The sequence below is a fragment of the Spirillospora sp. CA-128828 genome, assembly GCF_050945415.1.
Lineage (GTDB): Bacteria > Actinomycetota > Actinomycetes > Streptosporangiales > Streptosporangiaceae > Spirillospora.
Genome location: NZ_CP191986.1, coordinates 3313161 through 3336341 on the forward strand (window position 1 = coordinate 3313161; position 23181 = coordinate 3336341).

The 23181-nt window shown below is 73.6% G+C and carries 20 protein-coding genes; 11 read left to right on the forward strand and 9 right to left on the reverse strand.

Features of this window, described 5'->3' with window-relative positions:
- Positions 1–28: 28 nt before the first annotated feature.
- Positions 29–904, forward strand: a complete 876-nt coding sequence (locus ACQPXG_RS16400; RefSeq protein WP_433468547.1) for a nitroreductase/quinone reductase family protein — start codon at positions 29–31, stop codon at positions 902–904.
- On the opposite strand, the gene ACQPXG_RS16405 is transcribed toward ACQPXG_RS16400, so the two are convergent.
- From ACQPXG_RS16405 to ACQPXG_RS16425, 5 genes are read right to left on the reverse strand one after another with little or no spacing between them, the layout of a single operon-like run.
- Positions 901–2121: a DUF6986 family protein gene (locus tag ACQPXG_RS16405; protein ID WP_433468548.1), complete on the reverse strand. Its 1221-nt coding sequence runs from the start codon at positions 2119–2121 to the stop codon at positions 901–903. The two genes, ACQPXG_RS16400 and ACQPXG_RS16405, sit on opposite strands and share 4 nt — an antisense overlap.
- 50 nt (positions 2122–2171) lie before the next feature.
- Positions 2172–3077: an aldose 1-epimerase family protein gene (locus tag ACQPXG_RS16410; RefSeq protein WP_433468549.1), complete on the reverse strand. Its 906-nt coding sequence runs from the start codon at positions 3075–3077 to the stop codon at positions 2172–2174.
- A gap of 29 nt (positions 3078–3106) precedes the next feature.
- Positions 3107–4519, reverse strand: coding sequence for a DUF1116 domain-containing protein (locus ACQPXG_RS16415; RefSeq protein WP_433468550.1), 1413 nt, complete (start codon positions 4517–4519; stop codon positions 3107–3109).
- On the reverse strand, positions 4516–5967 hold the full coding sequence (locus ACQPXG_RS16420) for an FdrA family protein (RefSeq protein ID WP_433468551.1): 1452 nt from the start codon (positions 5965–5967) through the stop codon (positions 4516–4518). The genes ACQPXG_RS16415 and ACQPXG_RS16420 overlap by 4 nt, the downstream gene beginning before the upstream one ends.
- On the reverse strand, positions 5964–6935 hold the full coding sequence (locus tag ACQPXG_RS16425; protein ID WP_433468552.1) for a DUF2877 domain-containing protein: 972 nt from the start codon (positions 6933–6935) through the stop codon (positions 5964–5966). Before ACQPXG_RS16425 ends, ACQPXG_RS16420 begins: the two co-directional genes overlap by 4 nt.
- A 212-nt stretch (positions 6936–7147) precedes the next feature.
- Here ACQPXG_RS16425 and ACQPXG_RS16430 point away from each other — a divergent pair, with 212 nt between their 5' ends.
- The 5 genes from ACQPXG_RS16430 to cutA all read left to right on the forward strand — a co-directional run bounded on the left by ACQPXG_RS16430 (position 7148) and on the right by cutA (position 14296).
- Entirely contained in the window at positions 7148–8905 is a 1758-nt protein-coding gene (locus ACQPXG_RS16430) for a PucR family transcriptional regulator (protein WP_433468553.1), read from the forward strand.
- Positions 8906–9108: 203 nt separating this feature from the next.
- Positions 9109–10536, forward strand: coding sequence for a uracil-xanthine permease family protein (locus tag ACQPXG_RS16435; protein ID WP_433468554.1), 1428 nt, complete (start codon positions 9109–9111; stop codon positions 10534–10536).
- Positions 10533–11396 (forward strand): FAD binding domain-containing protein, encoded by an 864-nt coding sequence (locus ACQPXG_RS16440; protein WP_433468555.1) that lies wholly within the window; start codon positions 10533–10535, stop codon positions 11394–11396. Before ACQPXG_RS16435 ends, ACQPXG_RS16440 begins: the two co-directional genes overlap by 4 nt.
- A complete protein-coding gene (locus ACQPXG_RS16445; protein ID WP_433468556.1) occupies positions 11397–11882 on the forward strand; it encodes a (2Fe-2S)-binding protein in 486 nt (161 codons plus the stop codon).
- Positions 11882–14296 carry an aerobic carbon-monoxide dehydrogenase large subunit gene (cutA, locus tag ACQPXG_RS16450; protein WP_433468557.1) on the forward strand — a complete coding sequence of 805 codons (2415 nt, stop codon included), beginning with the start codon at positions 11882–11884 and terminating at the stop codon, positions 14294–14296. Before ACQPXG_RS16445 ends, cutA begins: the two co-directional genes overlap by 1 nt.
- Before the next feature lie 156 nt (positions 14297–14452).
- Here cutA and ACQPXG_RS16455 read toward each other — a convergent pair whose 3' ends face one another.
- A complete protein-coding gene (locus ACQPXG_RS16455; protein ID WP_433468558.1) occupies positions 14453–15298 on the reverse strand; it encodes a polysaccharide deacetylase family protein in 846 nt (281 codons plus the stop codon).
- 209 nt (positions 15299–15507) lie between these two features.
- On the opposite strand from ACQPXG_RS16455, the gene ACQPXG_RS16460 reads away from it, so the two are divergent.
- The gene (locus tag ACQPXG_RS16460; RefSeq protein WP_433468559.1) at positions 15508–16206 is read left to right on the forward strand and encodes an SRPBCC family protein; all 699 of its coding nucleotides are present in this window, start codon (positions 15508–15510) and stop codon (positions 16204–16206) included.
- Here the strand turns inward: ACQPXG_RS16460 and ACQPXG_RS16465 are convergent.
- Positions 16203–16577, reverse strand: coding sequence for an FKBP-type peptidyl-prolyl cis-trans isomerase (locus ACQPXG_RS16465; RefSeq protein WP_433468560.1), 375 nt, complete (start codon positions 16575–16577; stop codon positions 16203–16205). The genes ACQPXG_RS16460 and ACQPXG_RS16465 overlap by 4 nt on opposite strands.
- Positions 16578–16720: 143 nt before the next feature.
- Here ACQPXG_RS16465 and ACQPXG_RS16470 point away from each other — a divergent pair, with 143 nt between their 5' ends.
- Together ACQPXG_RS16470 and ACQPXG_RS16475 are read left to right on the forward strand one after the other, a co-directional pair.
- The gene (locus ACQPXG_RS16470; RefSeq protein ID WP_433468561.1) at positions 16721–18760 is read left to right on the forward strand and encodes a hydantoinase/oxoprolinase family protein; all 2040 of its coding nucleotides are present in this window, start codon (positions 16721–16723) and stop codon (positions 18758–18760) included.
- Positions 18757–20574: a hydantoinase B/oxoprolinase family protein gene (locus ACQPXG_RS16475; protein ID WP_433468562.1), complete on the forward strand. Its 1818-nt coding sequence runs from the start codon at positions 18757–18759 to the stop codon at positions 20572–20574. Before ACQPXG_RS16470 ends, ACQPXG_RS16475 begins: the two co-directional genes overlap by 4 nt.
- Before the next feature lie 7 nt (positions 20575–20581).
- Here ACQPXG_RS16475 and ACQPXG_RS16480 read toward each other — a convergent pair whose 3' ends face one another.
- Positions 20582–21649 carry a hypothetical protein gene (locus tag ACQPXG_RS16480; protein WP_433468563.1) on the reverse strand — a complete coding sequence of 356 codons (1068 nt, stop codon included), beginning with the start codon at positions 21647–21649 and terminating at the stop codon, positions 20582–20584.
- Between the two features lie 31 nt (positions 21650–21680).
- Complete coding sequence (locus ACQPXG_RS16485) at positions 21681–22040, reverse strand: hypothetical protein (protein ID WP_433468564.1); 360 nt, start codon at positions 22038–22040, stop codon at positions 21681–21683.
- Between the two features lie 74 nt (positions 22041–22114).
- Between ACQPXG_RS16485 and ACQPXG_RS16490 the strand changes: the two genes are divergently transcribed.
- A complete protein-coding gene (locus ACQPXG_RS16490; protein WP_433468565.1) occupies positions 22115–22744 on the forward strand; it encodes a TIGR03086 family metal-binding protein in 630 nt (209 codons plus the stop codon).
- Positions 22745–22793: 49 nt separating this feature from the next.
- Entirely contained in the window at positions 22794–23177 is a 384-nt protein-coding gene (locus ACQPXG_RS16495; RefSeq protein ID WP_433468566.1) for a VOC family protein, read from the forward strand.
- Positions 23178–23181 lie beyond the last annotated feature (4 nt).

Sequence of the window (23181 nt, forward strand, 5' to 3'; positions counted from 1 at the left end):
ATCGCGTCCAGGATAGGAGAGCCCTGCCATGAGCGAGTGGAACCGGCAGATCATCGAGGAGTTCCGGGCGAACGCCGGCAAGGTCGGCGGCCGGTTCGAAGGCGCGGACCTCCTGCTGCTGACCAGCACGGGTGCCAGGACCGGCGATCCGCACACCACACCGCTCGGCTACATGGCGGACGGGGAGCGCCTGCTCGTGTTCGCCACCAACGCCGGCCTCCCGGCGAACCCGGCTTGGTACCACAACGTCCGAGCCGACCCCCGCGTGACCGTCGAGGTCGGCACCGAGACCTTCGACGGCGTCGCGATCCCCGTCAAGGGCGGCGAACGCGACAAGCTGTACGCGCGGCGCGGCGAACTCGTCCCCGCGTACGCCGAGTACCAGCGCAAGACCAGCCGCGTCATCCCGGTCGTGGCCGTTCACCGCGGCTCCCTGGACGGGCGTGCCTGGGCCATCGGCGACGAGCTGGTGAAGATCCACGACGATCTGCGGGCGCGGCTGGCGGAACTCCGCAAGGACGTCCACGCCTTCTACGACGGTTCCGGCGGCGCCACGGACCTGGCGGCCCGGCTGCGGGAGCACTGCGTGTCGGTCTGCGGCGTCCTCGGCGAGCACCACGACAACGAGGAGGGGCGCGCGTTCCCGCGCCTGGAAGCCCAGTTCCCGGGCCTCGCCCCGGTGATCGGCCGGCTCCGCCGCGAGCACGTCAAGGTCACCGAGACCAGGGCGGCGCTCCAGGCCATGCTGGACGATCCCGGCGCCCGCGACCCCGCGCACGTCCGCGCCGAACTCGACCGGATGACGGCCGAGCTGGACGCCCACTTCGCCTACGAGGAGGAGCAGCTCGGCAGCGTCATGAACGCGGTCGGCCCGCTCTGGAGGACCGGTCCCCGGCGGGGTTAGGACGCTGGCAGGACGCTCTCGTCCAGGGCGCCGCAGTCGACGGCGCGGCGGAGGCGGGCGGTGAGCGCCTTGATGGTGGCGGGCTCGTCCAGCACGCCGCTCGCGTTCCCCGCCGCCTGCTCGTGCCAGGCCCGGACCCGGCCGATCACGTCGTCGACGCCCGTCAGGTGGAACGCGTACACGGCCGCGTACCGGCTGGGCAGGTGCGCGGGATGCAGGTCCCAGCCCTGGTAGAAGCCGTGCTGCAGGGAGTGCCGGACGTGCGCGGCGTGCACCGCCCACGCCCCGTTGACCTCGTCGGGACCGTCGTTGCGGGGGATGACGTTGGTGGAGCCGTCCGACAGCCGCACCCCGGTGCCCGCGAGCGACACCTGCATGATGTGCCGGGCGAAGTCGCACGCGGGATGGTCGAGCCGCTGCTCGTGCGGCGGCAGCCCCAGCGCCGCGGTGTAGTCGAACACGCCGAAGTGGGCGGCGGTGATCCGGCCCTGGGCCTCGGCGACGAGCGCCTGCAGCCCGACCCGGTTCTCCTCGTCGTCGAACAGCACCTGCGGCGTCTCCACCTGGATCTCGAACCGCAGGATGCCCTGCGGCAGCCCGAGCGCCGTCTCCAGCCGGTCCAGGAACTCCACGAACAACCTGATGTGGTCGGTCGACATCACCTTCGGAAACGTGATGGTGAACCCGCCGGGCAGCCTGCCGAGCCGGTCGCGCAGCGCGGTCAGGAACCCGTCCAGCGTCCGCATCGCGCGCTCGTGGCCGCCGTCGGCGAACGACTTGACCCGCACCCCCCAGTAGTGGGGGAGGCCCTTCACCTGGTACGCGGCGGCGACCGCCTCGACGACCTGGGCGACGTGCGCGTCCTCCTCCGTGTCGTCGCGCACCCCGTAGCCGTCCTCGAAGTCGATCCGCACGTCCTCGACCGGCTCGCCCGACAGCTTCGCCGCGACCCGCTCGCGGACCGGGCCGGCGAGCTCCGGGTCCAGCCCGAACGCGGCGCCGAACGACCCGGCGCCCGGCGTGTGGGTGTTCAGCAGCCGCAGCGCCTCGGCGCCGAAGTCGGCGGGCGTCGAGCGGGAGAACCGGTCGGCCGGAACGTACACCGTGTGCACCGGCTGGCGGCCTTCCGCGCCGCCGGGGAAGCGCTCGCCGTGAGCGTCGCGGACGGCGGCGATGCGCGCGGACAGATCGTCGTACGAGGAGACGCTGAGGTTCACCAGCACATGATCCCTCAACCCGCACCGGCTAGGGAACCGATCCCGCGTGATCAGGACGCCAGAATGCCCCAGGTGCCGTGGAACTCCGCGCCCGGTTCGAGGTCGATGACGCCCTCCCCGGAGGCGAACGCGTTCGGCGGGCAGGTCATCGGTTCGACGCCGAGACCCGAACGGGGGGCCGGGGCGTTCTCGGCGGTGTAGATCTCCATCCACGGGTGCGCCTCGTCGGCCCAGAGCCGGACCGTCCGGCCGCCGCCGGACAGGACCACCCAGACGCGGCCGGCGCCGTCCCGGTTCAGGTCGGCGAACGCATTGTCGATGCGCCGGTCGCCGAAGACGGGCCCCTCGCGCAGGTCGTACCTTGTTCCGGTGACGTCGAGGGACGGGCCGGACGGGACCATCCGCTCGTCCACCGGGATGTACCGGTCGGCGCCGAGCGTGACCGTGCAGCCGTCGATCGGCTCGCCGACCGTCAGGTAGGGGTGGGCGCCGTGGCCGTAGGGCGCGGTCTTCGTCCCGGCGTTGCGCACGCTGTGCCGGACGCGCAGTCCCCCGGCGGCGTCCAGCGCGTACTCGACCTCCAGGTCCAGCCGGAACGGATAGCCGGCGGTCGCGAGGAGCCGGTGCGTCAGCCGCACCCGGTCCGGTTCGTGCCCGGCCGCCTTCCACGACGCCCAGCGGACCAGGCCGTGGATCGCGCAGTCGCGGGCGGGCTCGGACACGTCCAGCTGGTGCGCCGAACCGCCGTACTCGTAGCGGCCGCGGTCGATGCGGTTCGGCCACGGGATCAGCAGATGCCCGAACGCCGCCGGGGCGGGCTCGTCGGCACCGTGGGACAGGACGACCGGCCGCCCCTCGTACGTCAGCTCGCGCAGGCTAGCGCCCGACTCGGTGATGACGGCCTGGTACGGCCCGGCGCTCAGGGCGAACTGCTCCCCGGTGATCGGCTCGCTCATGCCGGGGACGTTACCCGCTGCCGGGAGCGCTACGCGATCTCCGCGAGGGCGTGCAGGGCGTCGGCGAACACGTTCGCCGGCGGTTCGACGAGACCGGCGCCGACCTGGCCGGTGCCGGCCTCCCGCCCGGCGATGCCGGTGTCGATGACGGGCAGGATCCCGGTGCGGACGACGCGGGTGACGTCCACTCCCACCGGGGTGCCGCGGAACGACAGCAGCGGGATCTGCAGCGCCGGATGCTCCGCGAGCGTGATCTCGTACATCCGCTGGGTGGCGGCCACCGCGTCCGGGACCTCGCCGCCGACGAACCGGACGATCGCCGGCGCGGCGGCGAGCGCGAACCCGCCCATCCCGGCCGTCTCGGTGATCGCCGAGTCGCCGATGTCGGGGTTGGCGTCGTCCGGGCCGTACCCGCCGAGGTAGAGGCCGTCGGGAACGCCCGCCGGGCCGGTGAACCAGCGGTCGCCCGTGCCCGACACCTGGATGCCGAAGTCGGTGCCGTTGCGGGCCATCGCCACGACCAGGCTGGAACCGGGGACGTCCCGGGCCGCGTCCGCGCACGCCTTCGCCGCCGCCATGCCCGCGTTCAGGAAGAAGTGGTCGTTGTCCGCCGCGAACCGCAGCGCCTCGGCGGCCCTCGCCCGGGGCACGTCCTCGGCCGCGGCCAGCGCGGGCGCCAGCTCGCGCAGCAGCAGCGACGTCGCCGCCCGGTTCCGGTTGTGCAGCTCGTCGCCCATCTGCAGCGCCTGCGCGATCAGCGACACCAGGTCGAGCGGGCCGTGCCGCCGCACGGCCGCCCGCAGCGCCGGGCCGAGCACCTCGCCCATCCACGTCAGCCGCTCGATCACCTCCGGCCCGTACGCCCCGTACCGCAGCACCTTCCCGAGGCCTTCGTTGAGCGAGCAGTACGAGGTGCCGCCGTGCTCGGCGTCCTCGACCACCAGCATCCACATGGACGGGCTGACGACGCCCGCCATCGGCCCGACCGCCGCGTGGTGGTGGCACGGCTCGAACGAGGCCGCGCCGCGCTCCAGCGTGCGTTCGGCGCCGCGCGGCGTCTCGGCGAGCCCTTCGAGGAGCATCGCGCCGACGAGCGCGCCGCGCATCGGGCCGGACGCCCGCTCCCACTCCAGCGGCGGCCCCGCGTGCAGGAACGCCCCCTTCTCCAGGCCGAGGACGTCGCTCGCCGGGCGGACGTCCACCAGGTGCGGACGCGCCGACACCATCCGCTGGACGGCGCGGGCGTTGGCCTCCGCGTGCCCCGGGGCGCCGAGCACCGCGGCGAGCGCGGCCTCCGTCCCGGCCGGCGGCGGCCGCCAGTCGACCGTCTCCACCGGGACGGCCTGGTCGGCGAGCGCGGCGGCGAGCACGTCCACGCCGGTCGCGACGACGTTCGGCTCGCGGGACAGCAGCCCGCCCAGCAGGTGCCGCTGGTCGTTCATCGGGACGTCCCTTCCGCCGGCGGCTCCTCCACCAGAGCGAGGGCGTGCCGGGCAGCCTGGGCGTTGGAGGCGAACACGTCCGCGCCCGCGTCGCGGAGCGCGGCGGCCTGGCGGTCGCGGTCCTGCGGGTCCGCGGGCGTCCCGCACAGCGACACGACGACGGCGAGATCCGGGCGGTCCTTCACCGCCTCCGCGATGACCGGGGCGAGCGCGGCGGCCGGGTCGGGTTCGGCGCCGTGCCCGAGCACCACGTCCAGGAGCAGGACCCCGCACCCGGTGTCGGCCGCCTCGTCCCGCAGCGCCTCCAGGCGCAGCGTCGGGTCGATCATCGGGTGCGCGCGGCCCCGCGTGTAGGCGTCGTCGCCGAAGTCGGTGAACCGGTGGCCGCGCGCCTCCAGGTCCCGGCCGAAGGCGTCCCGCGCGATCATCTCGGCCTCGTCGCGCAGCGTCCCGCCCGCGAACAGCCCGCGCAGCGCCCGCCCGCCCGCGCGCGCCGGACGCCGGGACGACGGCCAGCGCGGCCACTCGGGAGCGGTCCGGCCGAGCGCCTTCAGCGCCTTCTCCGCCGCCCGCGTCAGGTCGTCCTCGCCGGGCATCGGCAGCGCGAACACCACGGGGGTGTCCAGCCGCCGCGCCGCCTCCCGGATCAGGTCCAGCACCTGCGGCGCGGGCGGCTTGGACACCAGCACGATCAGCTCGGTGCCGGGGTCGGCGTCCAGCGCCGCCAGCGCCGCCAGCGCCGACCGGCCGCTCACCTCCGGCGACAGGTCCCGCCCCCCGACGCCCAGCACATGGCTGACGCCGGTGCCGGCCGCGTCCAGCAGGCACATCAGCTGCTGCGCACCCGTCCCGGACGCCGCGACGACGCCGACAGGGCCCGGCCGCACCGCGTTCGCGAACCCCAGGCCCGCGCCGCCGATCACCGCCGTCCCGCAGTCCGGGCCCATCACGATCAGCCCGCGCCGCGCCGCCGCCTCCTTCAGCGCGATCTCCTCGGCGAGCGGCACGTTGTCACTGAAGATCATCACGTTGAGCCCGGCGTCGAGCGCGTCCATCGCCTCGGGGAACACGTGCGGCCCCGGCACCGACAGCAGCGCCACGGTCGCGTCCCCGCGGGACGCCGCCGACCCCGTCGTCCTGGCCGGCGCCGCCCCGAGCCCGCCCGGCTCCGCGGGCGGGCGGGACGCCTCGCGCAGCAGCGCGTCGAGTGCCTCCCGCGCCTCGTCGAGTCCGCCGTCCGCCACGCGGACGGCCACGACCAGATCGTCCGGCCCGGCCTCGTCCGGCACCCCGAACCCCATCCGCCCGAACATCTCGCGATTCGGCTCCGTGCCCATCGCGACCATCGCCCCGGCGACGCCCGGCCGCTCCGACATCAGCCGGCTCACCCGCATGAGCGTGACCGAATCGTGGTAGCTCCCCCGCCGCACCTCGACCCAATCCGTCACGCGGTCACCCTCGGAGCATGCTGGGCGGAGGAGGAGGTGAGGGCGAGGGCGGCGCGGCAGCCCGCGAGGACGCCGTGCGCCAGGTCCGTGCCCGACGTGTGCCCGACCGCGAGCAGGCGCCGCACGGCCGCGGCCGGAGGTTCGTGGCCCGCGACGCAGCGCAGGACGGCGGTCACCTCGCCGCCCGCGTTGCCCGCGGCCGCGCAGTGCAGCAGCGTCGCCGCCAGGGCCGTCGTGCGGGTGCCGGCGTCCGCGGTGACGGCCGCGCCGAGCCAGTCGGCCAGCCACACCGCCGTATCACCGTGCCGGACGGCGCCGCCGACCAGCCGCAGCGCCGCGAGCAGGCCGCACAGGATGTCGTCGCCGCTCGGTGTCAGCCCCGGGCCGAGGCCCACGATCCGCTCGGCCGCCTCCACGGCGCCCGCCAGGTCGCCCGCCGCGCAGGCCCCCGCGAGCGCGGCCGGGTCCGGATGCCCGGTGAGGCCCCCGCCCATCAGCCCCTCGCCCGCCGGCCCTGCGGCGGTGAGCGCGCCGGCGGCGGTCAGTTCGGCCTCCAGGGCGCGCAGGCCGCGGGCGAGCGCGGCCGGCTGCATCCCGCCGAGCGCCGGGGACGGGTCCCACCAGCGGCGGACGCGCACGTTCAGCCCGTCGGCCTCGATCCGGCCGTCGCCCACGAACGCCTCGCCGCCCTCGCGGACGGACCGGAACGGATGCTCGCGGCGGGTGGCGACGACCACCACCGCGTTCGGCAGCCGGCCGGCGTCGGAGGTGACGACGGCGAGCACGCGCGGCTCGGGGCCGCCCCGCATCTCCAGGTACAGCGCCGCCGGGAAGACGGCGATCACCCGGGCCGCGCGGCGCGGCGGGTCGAGCACCGGCCGCAGCGCGAGGCTCGCGGCGCCGGCGGCGGGGGGCCGCCGTCCGGGCCGGGCCGGGAGCCGGATCGGGTCGCGGACGAGAGCGGTCACGGATCCTCCCGAGGCCGTTGTCGGCGGCCGCCCGGCACACGGGCGGCCCGGCCTCCGCGACGACCGTAGAACGGCCCTCGCACCGGACGTATGGAGAAAGCTGCCAAGGATGGTTGTCATCGTTCGTCTTTGTTGTCAGTGTTGATCAGAAACCGGTAGCGATCACGCCGTAACGGGCGATGTACGCACCAAAAGGCGAGGTGACCCCTGGCATGAGCTACACCACTGCGGACCCGGGCCCACCGGCCCTCCGGCTCGCGAGTACCGGAACTCTGACCTACGGCCTGTCGGTCGGCGAGGTCCTCGGCGTCAGCACCCTGAACGGCGCCCGCCTCATCGCCGGACGCGCCGGACTCGAACGCGTCGTCCAGCGGCTCAACGTGATGGAGGTCCCCGACATCCTGTCGTGGGTCAAACCGAACGAGCTGCTCCTGACCACCGGCTACCCCCTCCGCAACACCCCCCAGTCGCTCGACAACCTGGTCGCCGACCTGGACGAGCGCGGCCTCGCGGCCCTGGCCATCAAACTGGGCCGCTACCTGGACTCGCTCCCCGCCGAGATGATCGCGCAGGCCGACCGGCGCGGCTTCCCCCTGATCCTGCTCCCGAACGACGTCGGCTTCGACGACATCCTGAACCAGGTCCTGACCGACATCCTGAACCGGCAGGCGGCCGTCCTCGCCCGCACCGAGGAGGTGCACCGGGCGCTGGTGCAGATCGTGCTGTGCGGCGGCGGGCTCCAGGAGGTCGTGGACGAGGTCGCGACGCTGCTGGACGTCGCGGTCGTGGTGCTGGACGGCGAGCAGCGGGTGCTCGCCGGCGCCGGGCCGGACGAGCACGTCCAGGCGATGCGGGCGTTCGACGCCGGCCGGCACGCGGAGTGCGGCCGCGGCGGCTGCGGCGTCATCGGCGCGCACGGCACCGGCGACCACCTCGTCGTGCCCGTGATGGCGGGCGGTTTCGACCACGGCCGGATCGTCGCGTTCAGCCCCGCCGGCACGCTGCGCGGCACCGACCTCGGCATCCTGGAGCGGGCCGCCACCGTCGCCGCGCTCGTGGTGACCAAGCAGCAGGCCGTCGCGGCGGTGGAGAGCAAGTACCGCGCCGACTTCCTGCGCGACATCCTCGCCGGGCGCGCCGGCGGCGACGACCGGGTCGTCGCGCACTGCGGCGGGTTCGGCTGGAACCTGGACCGCCCGATGATGGTGCTCGTCGCCGAGCTCGACGGACGCCCGCGCGGCGCCGCCGAGACCGACGGGAAGGGCCGTGGCAAGACCGCAGAGCCCGACGGCGGGGCGCGCGGCGTGCGCGGTACCGAGGAGCGGTCCGCGCAGGAACGGCTGGCGGCCGCGTGGACGACGGCCGTCCGGCGGTACGACCGCGGCGCGGCCGTCGCCAGCTTCGCGCACGAGGTCGTCGCGGTCGTCGGCGCCGACGGCGACGACCCCGCCGAATGGGCGAGCGGCCCCGTCCAGGCGATGGTCAAGGAGGCTTCGTCGATCTTCGCCGAGCACCTGCCGGTGCGGCGGACGTTCTCCACCGGCATCAGCCGGACGGTGACCTCCCCGGCGGCGCTGCCCGAGGCGTACGAGCAGGCGGTGAAGGCCGTCCGGGTCGGACGCCAGCTGAACGGCGCGGGCGCGCGGGCGCACTTCGACCAGCTCGGCGTGTACCGGCTGCTGAGCCTCGTCTCCGACCCGGACGAGCTGCACGCGTTCGTCCGGGAGACCCTGGGCGACCTCGCCGCCGACGACGAGCCGGAGCTCGTCGACCTGCGCCGCACCCTGCAGGTGCTGCTGGAGACGAACCTCAACGTCGCCGAGACGGCCCGCCGGCTCCACTTCCACTACAACACGCTGCGGTACCGCATCGGCAAGCTGGAACGGATGCTCGGAGCGTTCACCGAGGACGCGCATCTACGGCTCAACCTCACCCTCGCCCTTCACGTACTGCGCATGCGCGGTATCTGAGGGTAGTGTCGCGGTCTCGGTGATCCCGGGACGCCACGCGGGGTCGCGGTGGGCCGGGGGACGTCCTTCCGGATCGACGCGCCGGTACACCGGCCGGTCCTCCCAATACCGGCCGCGGGCTTTGGCAGATGTCGCCGATGCCCGCCCACCGGGGTAGATCTACCTTGCCCGCATAACGCGGTCGGCTGAGCAGGAGGGCCCCGATGGTGATCGGCTGGAAGCTGCACGGCGACGGGCGAACGCCGCCGCCCGGGGAGGTCGTCAGGCCGGACGAGCGGCTGTCGTGGCCGCGCACCGCCGGCATCGGCGCGCAGCACGTGGTGGCGATGTTCGGGGCGACGTTCGTGTTCCCCGTCGTGATGGGCCTGGACCCCAACCTGGCGATCATGATGTCCGGGGTCGCGACGATCCTGTTCCTGCTGATCGTCGGCGGCCGGGTGCCGAGCTACCTCGGCACGAGCGCCTCGTTCGTCGGGGCGGTCGCGGCGATCCGCGCGGCGGGCGGCGACAGCGCGACCGTGACCGGGGCGATCCTGGTGGCGGGCGCCGTGCTCGCCGTGATCGGCGTGCTCATCCACTTCGCGGGCGGCGACCTCATCCAGCGGGTGTTCCCGCCCGTGGTGACCGGCGCCGTCGTCATGCTCAGCGGGTTCAACCTCGCTCCGGTGGTGGCCACCGTCTACTGGCCGCAGGACCAGTGGGTCGCGCTGGCGACGCTGGGCTTCGCCGTCCTCTGCGCGGTGCTGCTGCGCGGTTTCTGGGCGCGCATCACGATCCTGCTGGCGCTCGTGTTCGGCTTCGCCCTCTCGTGGATCCTCGACAAGACCGCGGGGCAGATCACGTCGGTGCTGCCGGGCCAGAATCTGCTGGACGGTGCGGGCAAGGCATGCACGGCCGAGGGCCCGTACTGCGTCGCCACCGCGTTCCCGCACGACCGGGTCGGCTTCGCGGCCGTGAAGGCGGCCGACTGGTTCGGGTTCCCGGACCTGCACGGGCCCGACTTCAAGACCTCGGCGGTCTTCCTGGCGCTGCCCGCGGTCATCGCGCTGATCGCGGAGAACACCGGGCACGTCAAGGCCGTGTCCGCGATGACCGGCGACGACCTCGACCCCGTCCTCGGCCGCGCCATCACCGCCGACGGCATCGGCACCGCCATCGCGAGCACGGTCGGCGGCTCGCCCACCACCACCTACGCCGAGAACATCGGCGTCATGGCCGCGACCCGGATCTACTCGACGGCCGCCTACTACGTCGCCGCGGCCGTGGCGATCCTGTTCGGGCTGTGCCCCAAGTTCGGCGCGCTCGTCGCCGCGACGCCCGGCGGCGTGCTCGGCGGCATCACCGTCGTGCTGTACGGGATGATCGGCCTGCTCGGCGCGAAGATCTGGATCGAGAACCGGGTCGACTTCGCCGACCCGGTCAACCTCGTCCCGGTGGCGGCGGGGATCATCCTGGCGATCGGGAACGTGACGCTGCAGATCACCGACGACTTCCCGCTGCAGGGCATCGCGCTCGGCACCATCGCCGTCCTGCTCGGCTACCACGTCCTGAACGTGCTGCGTAAACCGGACGACTCGGGCGGCGGCGTCATCGCGCCGTCGGAGACGGAGATCGGCGGCCCGACGCGGTGAAACCACCTCCGTTCGGCTACCACGCACCGGGCACGCTCGGCGAGGCCCTCGCCGCGCTGGCCGCCGCGCCCGGCGGCAAGGTGCTCGCCGGCGGCCAGAGCCTCATCCCGCTGCTCAACATGCGGCTCGCCGCGCCGTCCGACCTGGTCGACATCAACCGGGTCGCCGAGCTGGACACCCTCCATGCCGGGGACGAGGGCGTGCGGGTCGGCGCGCTCGCCCGGCACGCGCGGGTGGAGCGCTCGGCGGAGGCCGCCGCCGTCCAGCCGCTCCTCGGGCAGGCGCTCCGGCACGTCGCGCATCCCGTCATCCGCAACCGGGGGACGGCCGTCGGCAGCCTCGCGCACGCCGACCCCGCCGCCGAACTGCCCGCCGTGCTCGCCGTCCTCGGCGGGACGGTCGAGGCGGCGTCGGCCCGGGGCCGCCGCACGATCCCGGCCGCCGAGTTCTTCCGGGGGCCGCTCGAATCGGCGCTCGAACCCGGTGAGCTGGCCGTCTCCGCATTCTTCCCGGCGGCCCCGCCCCGCACCGGCACCGCGTTCACCGAGACGGCACGGCGGCACGGCGACTACGCGCTCGCCGGCGTCGCCGCCGTCGTCACACTGGACGAAGATCTCCGGATCCACGCGGCCCGCGCCGGGTACCTCGGCGTCTCCGCGACGCCGCTCGTCCTCGACCTGACCGAGGCCGCGGGGCCGCACGGCGACTGGGCGGCCGCCGCCGCCCACGTCCGGGAGCGGATCGACCCGGAACCGGACATCCACGCGGGCGCCGGGTACCGGCGGCACCTGACCGGCGTGCTGACCGAGCGCGCCCTGAACGCGGCGGCGGCCGCGGCGATGCGGAAGGCGGGGGAGTAGATGGAGGAGGACTTCGAGGTCGCGCTGACCGTCAACGGGACGCACCGCGCGGCCCGCGTCCCGGCGCGGCGGCTGCTGTCGGACCTGCTCCGGCACGATCTCGGGCTCACCGGCACGCACGTCGGCTGCGAGCACGGCGTCTGCGGCTGCTGCACCGTCCTGCTGGACGGGGAGCCGGTGCGGTCGTGCCTGATGTTCGCCGTCACCGCCTCCGGCCACGAGATCACGACCGTCGAAGGGCTCGCCGCCGCGGACGGGACGCCGTCGCCCGTGCAGCGCGCCTTCCGTGAATGCCACGGGCTGCAGTGCGGCTTCTGCACACCGGGGTTCCTGTGCACCATTACGGCGCTGCTGCGGGAGACGCCGCGTCCGACGGACGACCAGGTGCTCGAAGGGATCTCGGGGAACCTGTGCCGCTGCACCGGATACCAGAACATCGTGAAATCGGTGCACCGCGCCGCCGAGCTGATCGCCGAGGAGTCGTGATGGGCACCCGGGTGTTCGGCGAACCGGTCAGGCGGCGCGAGGACGGCAGGCTCCTCACCGGCCGCGGCCGCTACCTGGACGACCTCGGGCGGGACGCGCTGGCGGCGGCGTTCGTCCGGTCCCCGCACGCGCACGCCCGGATCGCCGACATCGACGTGTCGGAAGCGCTCGACGTCGACGGGCTGGTCGCCATCTACACGTGGGAGGACCTCCCGGGGCGGGTGGGGGAGCCGCTGCCGCTGCTCATCCCGCACCCGGCGCTGACCCATGGCCGCACCGGATACCCCCTCGCCCGCGACGTCGTCCGGCACGTCGGCGAGCCTGTCGTGATGGTCGTCGCCCGCGACCGCTACCTGGCGGAGGACGCCGCCGAACGCATCCGCGTCGAGTACGAGCCGCTGCCCGCCGTCGTCGGCATCGAGAACGCCGAGCGGGCGGAGCATCTCGTCCACGACGACGTGCCCGGCAACGTCGGGGCCGTCCTCGTCCAGGAGAACGGCGACGCCCGCGCCGCGATCGACGCCGCGCCGCACGTGCTGGAGTTCGGCCTCTCGATCGAGCGCAGCGCGTCCATGCCGCTGGAGGGACGCGGCGTCTACGCGCGGTGGGACGCCGACGACGGCTCGCTGCGGGTGTACTCGTCCACGCAGGCGTCCACGAGCGTGCGGGCCGCGATCGCCGCGCGGCTCGGGCTGCCGAACGGCAAGGTCGAGGTGATCGCGCCGGACGTCGGCGGCGGCTTCGGCGTGAAGATCGTCCACCCGTGGCCCGAGGAGGTGGTCGTCCCGTGGGCGGCGCGGCTGCTGGACCGCGAGATCAAGTGGACCGAGGACCGCCGCGAGCACTTCGTGTCCGCCGCGCACGAACGCGGCCAGCTCCAGCACGTCCGGGTCGGGTTCGACGACGCGGGCCGCGTCCTCGGGCTGGACGTGCGGATCCTGCACGACCACGGCGCCTACACCCCGTACGGGATCATCATCCCGATCGTCACGTCCACCCAGCTCCTCGGCCCCTACAAGATCGGCGCGTACCGGGCGGAGGTCGTCAGCCTCTACACCAACACGCTGATCGTCACCCCGTACCGGGGCGCGGGCCGCCCGCAGGGCGTGTTCTGCATGGAGCGGACGATGGACCGCATCGCCCGCCACCTCGGCCGGGACCGCGCCGGCGTGCGCGCCGCGAACTTCATCCAGCCCGGCGAGTTCCCCTACGACCAGGGCCTCACGTTCCAGGACGGCCGTCCGCTGATCTACGACTCGGGCGACTACCCCGAGCTGCTCCGCAAGGCGCGGGAGCTGATCGGCTGGGACGGGTTCGAGGCCGAGCGCGCCGCCGCCGCGGCCCGGGGCCGCCGCATCGGCATCGGCCTCGGCGTCTACGTCGAGGGCACCGGCGTCGGCCCGTACGAGGGCGGCCACGTCGAGATCGACACCGCCGGCCGGGTGCACGTCTCGACCGGCCTGACCTCGCAGGGGCAGGGCCACGAGACGGTGTTCGCGCAGATCGCCGCCGCGGAGCTCGGCGTCCCCGTCGAGGACGTGCGGGTGACGACGGGCGACACGCGGCGGTTCGGGTACGCGGTCGGGACGTTCGCGTCCCGCGCGGCGGTGATGAGCGGCAACGCGATCGCGCTGGCCTGCCGGAAGGTGCGCCGCAAGGCGCTGCGCATCGCGGCGGAGGCGCTCGAAGCGGACCCGGACGACCTGGACATCACCGACGGGATCGTGCACGTGCGGGGCGACCTGTCGGCGGCCGTGCCGCTGCGGACGGTCGCGGTCCTGTCGAACCCGCTGCGGTACGCGTTCGACGAGGAGGCCGCGGCGGCGACGCAGTTCGCGGTCGGCCGGCCCGTCACCGAGCCGCCCGTCGCGCCGGGGGAGGAGCCGGGCCTGGAGGGGCGCGACTACTACTCGCCGGTGCGGTCGACGTTCGCGGCCGGGGCGCACGCCGCGATCGTGGAGATCGACCCGGACACGGCCGAGATCGCCGTCCTGCGGTACGCGGTCGTCCATGACTGCGGGCGGCTCATCAACCCGATGGTCGTCGAGGGGCAGATCCACGGCGGAGTCGCGCAGGGCATCGGCGGCGCGCTGTACGAGCGCATGGTGTACGACGGGTCGGGGCAGCTGCTGAACGCGTCGTTCATGGACTTCCTGATGCCGTACGCGACGGAGGTCCCGCGCATCGAGACCGATCATCTGGAGACGCCGTCGCCGCTGAACCCGCTCGGCATCAAGGGCGCGGGGGAGGCCGGCGTCATCCCGGTGTCGGCGGTGATCGCGTCGGCGGTGGAGGACGCGGAGGGCATCCGGGTGGACGCGATGCCGCTCTCCCCGGACGCCCTGTACACGCTGCGGCTCCGCGCCGCAGGAGACCCGTCGCTGCGGGTCCGGGAGGGCGTGCGGGCGGGCTGACGCCTGGGCGGCCGGGCGGGGACGCCGGGCCCCCGAGTCTGATGCTGGCGGGGTCGGCTCGGGTAGCGGGGGACCTCAACCCCGCCAGCGTGTTGACCCTAGTGAAGGGCCGCCCGGGCGTTCGGCGTAACCGGGATTCCTCCGGGAAGGTCGGTTTCAGGCGGGGCCGGGCTTGTCGGGGGCGTTGCCGCCGAGGGATCTGGGCAGGTAGTTCTGGACGGCGGCGGGCCGGAACCCGGCCTGCCTGATCCAGCCGAGGATCATCTGCAGCTCTCCGGCGAGGCCCTTGCGGTAGTGCATGAGGATGATGTCGCCGGGCTTGAAGCCCTTGGCGCCGTCGCGGCGGGCGAAGCCGTTGTAGCCGACGCCGGGCCCGGAGGTGCCGTTGTAGAACTCGGCCGACCAGATGAGCACCGACTTGATGCCGCATTCCCTGGCGACCTGCAGCGTGGTCTTGTTGTAGCTGCCGAACGGGGGCCGGAAGATCTCGGGCCGGCGCCCGTACTGCTTCGCGATCGCGTCGGAGGAGTCGCAGATCTCCTTCTTCTGCGCCTCGGGGCCCAGTGTCGCCATGTTGGGGTGGCTGACGGTGTGGTTCTCCATGGCCGAGCCCGCGTTGCGCATGGCCCAGAAGTACTGCCCCTGGCCCTTGATGTAGGTCGAGGTCAGGAACGTCATGATCGGAACCTTCTCCTTGCGGACGAGGTTCACGAACTCGGAGTCGTAGGTGTAGCCGTCGTCGATGGTGAGGAAGACGACGCGGTCCTGAGTGTCGATGTCGGTGATGACCGGCGGCAGGCCGTCGGCGGAGGGCTGCGGCATCGTCCACGACCCGGGTTTCGGCGTCGCCCATCTCTGGTCGCCGAGCACCGTGGCGAGCTGCGTCCGCATGGACGGCCCGGAGCCGCCGCCCCTCCCGGCGGTCAGGACGGGCCAGCCGCCCGCGGCCGCGCCCAGCACGCCGGCGGCGACCATCGCGATGACGGGCGTCTTCCCTCGCATCTGCCGCGTACTCCGTTCGCTGGGGGACGGGCCGTGGTGGTTCCGCATCGGTTGACGCGCGGGTGGGGACCGGGGTTCGCACCCGGCGGAACCTGCGCGACATATCTGACCATTCCCGGCCGCTTTCGGGGCGCATCTGCCCAACCCTCGGCGTGTACTCGGCACATGTTGCCGTTCGGCGGGGCGGCGGCGTTCTCTAAAGTCGGGTCATGCAGCTCACCGGCAGTGCCAGCGTCGCCGCGCCGCTCGACCGCGTCTGGGACGCGCTTCAGGACCCGGCCGTCCTGGCCAGGACGATCCCCGGGTGCCGCTCCCTGGAGGAGACGGGGCCCGACACCTACCGCATGACGGTCACGGCGGGGGTCGCCTCGATCCAGGGCACCTACGTGGGGCAGGTCGAACTCGCCGATCCCGATCCGCCCCGCTCGTTCGTGCTGCGCGCCCGCGGGCAGGGGGCACCCGGCACGGTCGACGCGACCGTCCGCGTCCGGCTGTCGGACGGCGACGGGACGACCCGCATCGACTACGACGCCGACGCGGTCGTCGGCGGGATGGTCGGCGGCGTCGGGCAGCGGATGCTGGGCGGCGTCGCCAAGCGGACCGCGGGGGAGTTCTTCGCCGCCGTCGAACGCGACATCACCGCGCCCGCGCCCGCCGCGGAGCCCGGACCCGCCGCCGCGCCGGCCCCGTCCGGCGCGGGCCCGGTCTACGCGGGACGCGCCGCGGCCGTGCCGGAACGGGCCTCCGCGCCCTGGCCGATGACCGTCGCGTTCGCCGCCGGCGGGGCGGTCGCCCTCGCCGGCGTCGCCCTCGGCTACCTCCTCGGACGCCGTCCCGGCCCCGGGCACGGCAACGGCGGGCGTCCGGGCCGGTCTTGGTCCCGGATCGCCCGCCGTTCGAACCGCTAGGACACGTCCATCAGGTCGACGATGAAGATGAGCGTCTCGCCGGGCTTGATCGCCGGGCTGGGGCTGCGGTCGCCGTAGGCGAGGTGCGGCGGGATGACGAGCTTGCGCCGGCCGCCGACCTTCATCCCCGCGAGGCCCATGTCCCAGCCCTTGATGACGCGGCCGGTGCCGAGCTGGAAGTCCAGGGTGCCGCCGCGGTTCCAGGACGCGTCGAACTCCTCGCCCGTGGACCACGACACGCCGACGTAGTGCATCGACACGTGCGACCCCTTGGTCGCCTCGGGGCCGTCGCCCTCGGTGATGTCGGTGATGTCGAGGTACGTGGGCGGCTGTCCCTCGGGAAAGTCGATCTCGGGGCGTTCAAGCGCCATGAAGAGGCTCCAGCGGTGTGTCGTCGGATGCGTCGGATGGAAGTGTTCAGCCTAGCCTCCGCGCGGCCTCACGAAAGAACGCCGCGTCCGTTGGCAGATTGCGACGGTTTCGCAGGTGGGCGGCGTCCGGTAGACCTTTCGGCATGGCGAGGCGGCTGCGGATCGGGATCGACACGGGCGGGACGTTCACCGACGTCGTCGCGCTGGACGAGGACGGGGGCCTGACCACGACCAAGACGCCCTCGACCCCCGCCGACCCGGCGGAGGGGTTCGCGGACGGCGTGGCGAAGATCCTCGGGCTGCTCGGCGCGGGGCCGGAGGACGTCGCGGCGCTGTCGCACGGGACGACGGTCGCGACGAACCGTCTCCTGGAGGACCGGATCGACGACCTCGGGTTCGTCACGACCGAGGGATTCGAGTCGGTGCTGGAGATCGCCAGGCAGAGCGTCCCGGACGGCTACGGCAACAGCTACTTCTGGGTGAAGCCGCCGCGGATCGTCCCGGCGCACCGGGTCCGGACGGTCGGCGGGCGGCTCGGCCACACCGGCGCCGAACTGCGCCCGTTCGACGAGGAGTCGGCCGTCGCGGCGGCCCGATGGTTCCGCGACCAGGGGGTTCTCGCGATCGGGGTGTGCTTCCTGCATTCCTACGCCGACCCGTCGCACGAGCTCGCGATGCGGGACGTGCTGGCCCGCGAGCATCCGGACGCGGTGGTGTCGCTGTCGTGCGAGGTGCTGCGCGAGTACCGCGAGTACGAGCGGTCGGTGACGACGCTGGTCGACGCCGCCGTCAAGCCGGCGATGAACGGGTACCTGGCGCGGATCGCCGAGCGCGTCGCGTCCCGGCTGCTGGTGATGAAGAGCAACGGCGGCGTGCTGTCGGCGGACGAGGTCGCCCGGCAGCCGATCACGACGGTGCTGTCCGGCCCGGCCGCAGGGGCGCTCGGCGCTGCCTTCGTCGTCTCGCATAGCGGCCACGGTTCCGTCGTGACTTTGGACGGCGGCGGGACGTCCACCGACGTCGCGGTCGTGCTCGGCGGCGAACCCACGTTGACGACGGAGGGCTCGATCGGCCGCCACCCCGTGAAGATCCCGATGATCGACATCGTCACGGTCGGCGCGGGCGGCGGATCGGTGGCGTGGCGGTCGCCCGAGGGTGCGCTGAAGGTCGGGCCGCGCAGCGCGGGCGCGGACCCGGGCCCGCTCTGCTACGGGCGCGGCGGCGCCGAGGTCACGGTGACCGACGCGCACGCCGTGCTCGGCCGCATCCCGCCGCATCTGCTCGGCGGCGAGGTACCCCTGGACGTCGGCGCCGCGCGCTCGGGACTCGATGCCCTCGCCAAGGAGCTCGGCCTGCCGTTCGAGCGGGCCGCGGCCGGGATCCTGGAGATCTCGGCGTGGAACCAGGCCAACGCCATCCGGCAGATCACCGTGAAGCGGGGCCTCGACGTGCGCGACTATCCGCTCGTCGCGTTCGGCGGCTCCGGGCCGCTGCTCGCGTGCCGGCTGCTGGACGTCCTCGGCCTGCCCGCGGCGGTCGTCCCGGAGAACCCCGGCAACCTGTCGGCGTTCGGGCTGCTCACCGTGGACGTGAAGAACGACTACGTCCGGACGCGGGTCGTCCGCGACGCCGAACTCGACCCGGCGCTGCTCGGCGAGGTCTACGCCGACCTCGAACGCGAGGCCGCGGACGCGCTCGCCCGCGAGGGGTTCCCCGAGGACCGCCGGCGCTTCGCCCGTTCCGCCGACCTGCGCTACTACGGGCAGGCGTTCGAGGTGCGGGTCCCCGCGCCCGCCGGGCCGCCGGACGACGCGTTCCGCGCCGAGGCGGTCCGCCGGTTCCACGACGCTCACGAGGCGCTCTACGGCTACTGCTACCGGGACGACCCGCGCCACCCGGTGGAGTGGGTCAACCTGCGCGTCTCCGGCATCGGCCCGATCGAACGTCCCCGCCTGGTGGAACGTCCGCCGGGCGACGGCGATCCGGCACGGGCCCGCACCGGCGGGCGGACGGTCTACTTCGACGCATGGGAGGAGACCGCGATCTACCGGCGGGAGAGGCTCGCCCCGGGAGACACGATCGAGGGCCCGGCCGTCATCGAGGAGTTCGGCTCGACGCTCCCGCTGCACCCCGGCTTCACGGCACGCCTCGACGGCCACGGAAACCTGGTGGTGACGCGATGATCGATCCGATCCTGCTGGAGATCGTGGAGGGGACGCTCGCGTCGGTGGAGCGCGAGGTCGAGACGGCCATCGCGCGCACGGCGCGGTCCCCGATGATCCGGGACGCGCACGACTTCCGGGCCGGGATCCACGACCGGCGCCTCCGCAAGCTGACCGGGCGGTCGTACTCGGCGCTCGTCCAGCCGATCGCGCGGGACTTCCCTCCGGAGGAGATGCGTCCGGGCGACGTGTTCTTCCACAACGACGTGTACCTGTCGGAAGGCGGCATCGGGCATCTGCCGGACCTGTGCGTGACGGTCCCGGTGTTCCACGAGGACGAGGTGATCGCGTTCGTCCAGGCGTTCGGGCACCACGACGACATCGGCGGCGCCGTCCCCGGCTCGATGCCGAGCCATGCCCGCAGCGCGTTCGAGGAGGGCCTGATGGTCCCGCCGATCAAGCTGTGGGACCGGGGCGTCCCGAACGAGGCGGCGCTGGCCATCATGATCCGCAACTCGCGGATGCCGGACTCGCTCGCCGGCGACCTGGACGCCGAGTGCTCGGCGTGCCTGATGGGCGCCCGCCGGCTCGGCGACCTGTTCGCCCGCTACGGCCGCGCGGACGTGGAGGCGTGCTTCGACGCGATCATCGACCGGACCACCGAGACGTTCCGCCGCGAACTCCTCGCCAAGATCCCGGACGGCACGTTCGTCTGGGAGGACTACGCCGAGCACGACGGCGTCGACCCGCCCCGCCTGCACACGCAGCGCATCACGCTGACCGTCGACAAGGCGGCGGCCGTTCCCCTGGTCATCGACTTCACCGGGACGTCCCCGCAGGCCAAGGGCCCGATCAACCACGCGGGCGACTACTCCGGCGGGGTGTTCCTGAAGAAGTGGCTGGCGCCCGTCCTGCGGAACCTGGCCGACACACCGGAGCGGGCCGCCGAACTGGACGTCAACGAGGGCGTGGTGCCGCTCATCGAGATGCGGTTCCCGGAGAAGGGCACGCTGCTGACGCCCGTCTTCCCCGCGCCGACGAACGCCCGCACCTTCGTGATCCTGCGGCTGCTCGGCGTCCTCGCCGGGGTCCTCGCCAAGGCGACCGGCGGCCGGATGCCCGCCGACCAGGAGACGATCCGCTACACCGGCGTCTACGGGGAGGACGACCGCGGCCCCTACCTGATGCGGGAGGTGCTCGGCGGCGGTTCCGGCGGCCGCTACTACGCCGACGGCGAGGACACCATCCACGTCGTGCCGGACTCCCGCAACATCCCCGCCGAGTTCGCCGAGGCGCGCTGGCCGTTCGTCGTCGAGCGGCTCGGCCTGGCCGTCGACTCGGGCGGGCCGGGGGAGTACCGCGGCGGCCTCGGCTACGACAAGCACATCCGGATGCTCCGCGACGCCCACTACATGTCGATCGCCGACCGCTCGATCCTGTCGTGCTGGGGCGTCAACGGGGGCCGCGCCGGACGTCCCTTCCGCGTCGACATCGACGGCGAGGAGATGGACGGCCTCGTGGACGACCGGCCCGTCCGCGCCGGTCAGATCATCCGCATCCGCACGACCGGTGGAGGCGGCTGGGGCGACCCGCTGAACCGCGATCCGTCCCGTGTGGCGGCCGACGTGCGCGACGGCAAGGTGTCCCTGGACGGCGCCCGCGACGACTACGGCGTCGTCCTGGCCGACGGTCTCGTGGACGCGGCGGCGACCGAGACTCTCCGCGCGCGTCTGCGCGCCGAGCGCGGCACCGTCCCGTTCTTCGACCGGGGTCCCGGCTACTCCGAGCTCTCCGGCGGTGCCGCCTCCGCCGACGTCGACGCCCTCGACCGGTGACGGCGGCCTAGGAGCGCCGCGGGCCGGTGACGTAGGCCCGCAGCGCCGCCTCGTACTCGCTCATCGGGGGAGAGGTGTCCGTCTGCCGGAGGTCGGTGTAGGGCGGATCCCCGTGGACGAGCTGATAAGGGGCGCACTTTCCCGCGCCGCCGGGACCGGTCAGCGTCTGCCGCCCGACTCTGCGGCCGGTGCGCGCCTCGAAGACGTCGAGATGCCGGCGGCCCTGGTAGGACTCCAGGCGCAGGCCGCCCTGGTAGTCGCAGACCTGGAGCGGCGTGTCCGACACCCGGCCCGCCGGTTCGCTGCACGCCACCAGCTGTACCTCGTCCGGCTTCGGCCGGGCCCTGCCGTCGCCGGCGGTCGCGAGGTCGGGACGTCCCCCGCCTTCGCCGAAGAACACCAGCGGGTGCGGGCCCGCTCCCTTGTAGGGGGCGACGCCGTCGAAGGGGCGGGGTTGCAGCGAGCAGAGGCGGGCGAGATCCTCCAGCTTCTCGGGCTTCTCCCCGAAGACGGCGCGAACCAGCCAGGGCTGCGCCATCCATCCCACAAGCGCCAGAGTCGCCGCGCCCACCGCGACGACCGCCAGCCGCGGCGCCGCCCGGGCCCGCACCGGCCCCCGGTTCGCGACCGCCCTGCCCAGGTCCCGGCGACCGCTCACCGGCCCGACGTCCAGGTGGCGCTCGTCGGTGCCGTCGGTCCACATGAGCCGCAGCGTCGTCCTTTTCACGCCGAACTTCGGCGTGGTCACCGTCTCCCACGGGATGGCGACGGGGGCCGCTCGCGACAGCACCAGCACCCCGCCCTCGCACACGGCGAACCGGAGCCGCGGGCCGTGCGGCCCCGGCAGCGGCGCCAGGTGCACCCAGCAGGCCAGGCCCACCCAGGCCAGGACGGGCAGCAGGAAGATCAGACGCCAGTCGAAGACGGCGACCACGCCCACCGCCGTGCCGAAGAGCGGAATCCCGGGCGCCAGCCGGATCCAGTCGGGCCAGTCCCGGCGCTGCCGGTGCACCCGCCGGACGGCGCCCAGCCCGGCCTCGGCGGCCTTCTGCGAGACCGAACGGTGCCACGGCATGCATGTCTCCCTGCTCCTGCCCACCGCGCGATCATCGCTCAGGTTCGCGTCCGGCGGCGAGGTCCTCGAAGACACGGTCGGGGTCGTTCTGCTTCCAGTACCTGAACATGAGCGAGACGCCGGCCCCCTCCGCGGCGAACGAGCCGATCGGCCGGGACGGGTCGACGGGGAAGCGAGGTTCGTCCCACTGCTGTGCCACGACGGCCAGCGGACCGCCGGCCACGAGAATCCACGTGGCCTTTCCGCCGGCGATCGTCGCGAGGAAGTGCCGCTCCAGCAGATGAGCGACGACATGGGCCAGGGACGTCTCAGGCGGCAGCTCGATCGTCTGAGCATGGGGGAGGACATCGTCCCCCATGGCGACGCTGGTGCGATCGACATTGATCATCATGAGCTGATCCCAGGGTCCTCGCTCATGCCGTTTTGAGGCGAATCGTGACTCCGCAACTCCGATCCTTGCATTTGATGATCTCACCGGCGTGCAAGCCCCTCCTTGATCGCGGCGGACCGTTCACCCGTCGGCAGGACATGACCACGGCGATCGTCGAGGGCATCACCCCCGACCGGCTGGGAGCCCCCACTCCCTGTCCCGGCTGGGACGTGCGTACCGAGCTCAACCATCTGGTGGGCGGCATGCGGATCTTCGCCGCCGAACTCACCGGCGCCGACCCCGGCGGCCGTCACGAGGACGACTGGCTGGGTGCCGACCCGCGGGGTGCGTTCGCCGCCGCGGCCGCCCTCGACCGTGCGGCATGGCACCGGCCGGACGCGCTCACCGCCACCGTGCGCCTTGGGTTCGGCGCCGTCCCCGGGCCGATGGCCGCGACGATCCATCTCACCGAGGTCCTGGTCCACGGCGCGGACCTCGCCGTCGCCACCGGTCAGGAACACCTCGTCGACCATCCGGCGTGCGACAGCCTTCTCGCGACGATGCGGGACATGGACTTCGATGCCTTCCGCCGCACGGGGATGTTCGGCCCCGAGATCCCGGCTCCGGTCACCGCGCCCGCGCACCGGCGCCTGCTGGCCTTCCTCGGCCGGGACCTCCACAGAAGCGAGGAGTTCGACACGGCCGGTCGGGGGCGACACCAATGAGCACGAAACCCGATCGCCTGGCCAAGGTCGTCTACCTACACTGACGGCCATGGCATGCCGCATCAGTGAGCTGGTCATCGACGCCGCCGACCCCGAGCGGCTCGCCGCGTTCTGGCGCGAGGTCCTCGGCTACGTCGAACTCGGCCGGGAGGACGACGGAAGCATCGAGATCGGGCCGCCCGGCGCCGGCTTCGGCGGCCCGCAGCCCACTCTCATCCTCAGCCCCAGCAGCGACCCGCGGACCGGCAAGCTCCCACTGCACATCGACGTCAGCGCCACCGACCGCGACCAGGACGCCGAGCTGGAGCGGCTGCTCGTTCTCGGCGCGAGGCCCGCCGACGTCGGTCAGACCGGCACCGAGAGCTGGCACTGCCTGGCGGACCCGGAAGGCAACGAGTTCTGCCTCCTGCGCGCCCGCATCCAGCCCGTCTGATCAC